The sequence below is a fragment of the Candidatus Similichlamydia epinepheli genome, assembly GCF_003056015.1.
On the sequence record NZ_PPEU01000076.1, the window covers coordinates 1 to 3,319 of the forward strand.

6 protein-coding genes are annotated in these 3,319 nt (G+C 42.7%); 1 reads left to right on the forward strand and 5 read right to left on the reverse strand.

Translation table 11 applies throughout. From position 1 onward, the window contains the following. The 5 genes from GCCT14_RS04015 to GCCT14_RS05550 all read right to left on the reverse strand — a co-directional run. Positions 1-619: DnaB-like helicase C-terminal domain-containing protein (locus tag GCCT14_RS04015; protein WP_275655985.1), on the reverse strand; the 619-nt coding region annotated here is incomplete at its 3' end. An 88-nt stretch (positions 620-707) separates the two neighbouring features. Beyond that, positions 708-1,880: a chromosomal replication initiator protein DnaA gene (gene dnaA / locus GCCT14_RS04025; protein ID WP_108624335.1), complete on the reverse strand. Its 1,173-nt coding sequence runs from the start codon at positions 1,878-1,880 to the stop codon at positions 708-710. A gap of 35 nt (positions 1,881-1,915) precedes the next feature. Further along, on the reverse strand, positions 1,916-2,356 hold the full coding sequence (locus tag GCCT14_RS04030; protein WP_108624336.1) for a tetratricopeptide repeat protein: 441 nt from the start codon (positions 2,354-2,356) through the stop codon (positions 1,916-1,918). Between the two features lie 6 nt (positions 2,357-2,362). Continuing rightward, positions 2,363-2,872 carry a hypothetical protein gene (locus GCCT14_RS04035; protein WP_108624337.1) on the reverse strand — a complete coding sequence of 170 codons (510 nt, stop codon included), beginning with the start codon at positions 2,870-2,872 and terminating at the stop codon, positions 2,363-2,365. A gap of 93 nt (positions 2,873-2,965) precedes the next feature. After that, positions 2,966-3,091, reverse strand: a complete 126-nt coding sequence (locus tag GCCT14_RS05550) for a hypothetical protein (RefSeq protein WP_275655986.1) — start codon at positions 3,089-3,091, stop codon at positions 2,966-2,968. On the opposite strand from GCCT14_RS05550, the gene mraW reads away from it, so the two are divergent. Further along, positions 3,034-3,319: 16S rRNA (cytosine(1402)-N(4))-methyltransferase (gene mraW / locus GCCT14_RS05670; RefSeq protein WP_108624338.1), on the forward strand; the 286-nt coding region annotated here is incomplete at its 3' end. The two genes, GCCT14_RS05550 and mraW, sit on opposite strands and share 58 nt — an antisense overlap.

Sequence of the window (3,319 nt, forward strand, 5' to 3'; positions counted from 1 at the left end):
GATTTTTCATCATTCTAGAAATTTCGGATATTTCATTTTGCCTGCTTTCGCCGTATCGACCACTTCTAGGCCCATCTAGTAATTGAAGGTAATCGACCATTAGCAATTCGATATTAAATTTTTCCTTCATGCGCCTTGCGCGTGTTCTTAGATTGGATATGTTTAAGTTCGGTTGATCCTCTATCACCATGTTCGCGCTCTCAAGCCTCTTAACGCAGCCAACTATTCTCTGGAATTCAGCACCTGTCAGGTCTCCTTGTAGTATTTTGCTGAGGGATATTTCTGCTTGTGAAGCAATAATTCTATGTATGAGTTGTTCCGTTGGCATTTCCAACGAAAAGATTCCTACAGGTTTCTTTTGTTCGAAGCAGACATTTTCTAAAATATTTAGACCAAGTGCTGTTTTCCCCATTCCTGGGCGACCCGCTAAGATGATTAAATGTGCGGGATTAAGCCCATTGATCATGTGGTCGAGGTCATTGAATCTAGTTGGGACTCCTGTAACGCGTGAGTGGTCTGGACCTTTGCTTAAGAAATCTCCTTGTCTTTTTTCTAAAATTTCTAAAAAAGGCGTTGGAGAAGAGGGATGTTTACCCTGTAGAAAGGCTGATAAAGCCAATCCATCTCTGGCGTGTATTTTTTGGCTGATTTGAAAAAAGAGATTTTGGGCTTGGTCAAGAGCTGCTTGAACATCATCTGGTTCGTCTCTAGCGTCCTTTTCGACTTTTTGTGCTTTTTATGTCGCAAATTTTTATTCCGAAATGCCCACTTACAAGTTCGATAATCTCTTCTGCACTGATTCGATATTCTTCACGTTTGGTAGATCCTAGCAATTCACTGAGGTTCTGCATTGCTAGTTCGTCCGTGACAGGAAGATTTAGCAGACGGCTTTGTGCGCATAATTTATTTATAATTCCCTCGATTTGACGCACGTTGGACTGCAGGTGTTGAGCAAGTAGAAAGGCTGTTTTCTGTTCCAGCTTCAACCCTCTCAACTCTGCTTTGTGTTGCAAAATTGCCACACGAGTCTCCAGATCTGGCATGCCGAGTTGCGCAACTAGCCCCCACTCCATCCTAGCAATCATCCTCTCAGAAAGTTGCAATTCAGAGGGTGGCTGGTCGCTTGTGATTACAATTTGCCTTGATTGATTGATCAAGGCTTCAAACATCGTGCAAAACTCATTTTCGAAATTAAGTCTCTCTTGAAGAAATTGAATATCATCTACGAGAAGAACATCTAGATTACGATATGTTTTCTTTAATCTATCGACCGTTTTGTTTCTTAGACTGTAAACAAGCGCGTTAACAAATTCTTCTGCGGTTAAACATTGCACTCTAATCTTTCGGTGGCTTTGAAGTAGGTGATGACCAATCGCATGCAAAAGATGTGTTTTACCTAGGCCAACTGGACCGTGAATGAAAAATGGATTGTAAACTCTTCCTGGTCGTGTTGCGACCCCAAAAGCAGCAGATTTAGCAAATTGATTGCAGGTGCCCTCAATAAAGGAATCGAATTTATATGAACGATTCAATTTCATTGTGCTGGCTTGATCCGAAGGTGGTGCAGCTACTTGTTTTGGTGGAGTTTCTTTAGATTCGGGAATAGGCAGGTCAGCAATGACAAAACGTACAGATGGTTTACCATCGGACCGAACTGGAAGGAACGACCTTAAATCTTCACAAAAATTTGATAATAGGTACTCCTGCACGAAAACATTAGCAACTTGTAGAACGCACTCATTTTCTCCAATACTTAAACATATGATCGGTTCGATCCAATTCTGAAATGCAGTCAAAGAAGATCGAGAACGAGCAAATTCCACAAATTGATCCCACGCAGTAACAGATGGACACACCGGCTCTCGGTCGAGTAAAGCCACTTAACTTTTGCCCCCTCTTTCTCGTCTTGAGCTCTTTATGATACCACTTGTTCCGCTTCCCATCCTGCCATCAAAGCTGCTGCAGCTCCTGCTATCTCTGGAAAATTACTTTTGCGAACTTCTTCCGCGTCTTTTAACCCTTCCTGGATTCGATTAATGGAAAAAAGGCAATATAGACGATTCAGACGAGTCGTCCAATCTTCTGGATCAAACTTGAGCGCTCGATCTAAGTAACGTAGTGCACGGCGATATTTCCCAAGCTCCAAGTATAGAGCTCCTAATGTCTTAAAATCATAAACATCCTGTTTCGATGTGAGCTCTTGCGACTGAAAAATCACAAGAGCCTCAAAAAATGAACGGGCAATCTCGTACTTTCCTTGTCGAATGTAAAAATAACCAGTAAAGCGCAAATCTTGAACCTGCTCTTCGGAAAATCCAAGTAAATCGCGCCAAACTAAATGATCGTCTTCTTGCATATTCTTCTACGCTCCCTGAAATCTAGCTCGATTACAAATGGCACTGATACACCACCTAACAAGTGATAAAACTCTACCGACGAAAATAGTCAGACTCATCAATTGCCGCTTCTTCAGCCCAGAGCTAGGCAAATAACTGGACAAGCGGTCCTCAATTTCCTCCCACTCATCTTCGTCAAGGCTCATCATTTTGTATTGATATGCCCAGCTAGGAGGGAAATAACGCCAATCTACCGGCGGGACATAGTGTGCTACCGAAGGTTTTCTAAGAGGATGTTTGTAATGAGACATGTCCAGTCGTTCAGAAAAACGAGACTGCCCCACCACCACAGGAGCAAGCCCAGTCTCACGAAACCGATCGTCTCCCAACCAAGCAGTTGCTACACTTACCCGTGCATGATGTTGAATGATACGAGATTCATGGTGAGCAGACCAAACCGACTCAACTAAGGACTGAAGCCGGGCATACCGATCAGATTCGTCCCTTCCAAAATCGGCAATCGTCACCTTGCGCATACACATCCCTCCTTGACTCTATTGCTCTGCACTAGAATTATCTGAATCGTTTTCTTTTTTCTAAACATAGGAAAACTCATTCAAAAAAACATTCTACGGGCTCTCTCTCTGTTCATAAAAAACAATTTGAATAGCCCTTTCAATTTTAAAAAAGGCTACCCGTGCAATATTCACATGTTCCAGTTCTCCTGAATCTACTCCATCCATTCCTGCCAACATACCCCTTCTCCTATCTAGATTGCACTGTCGGCTGCGGTGGACATGCACAGCAAATTCTTCGCAATTTCCAAATTCGGCTATTTGTTGGAGTCGATCGCGATCCACTTGTACTCAAAAAAGCAGAGGAGACCCTCAAGCCGGATTTGCCGGAGTTTTCGTCTTTTGTCCATTCCGATTTTGCATCGTTTGCAGAAACGGCTGTAAAAGACGCAAAAACGTTCGATTTTT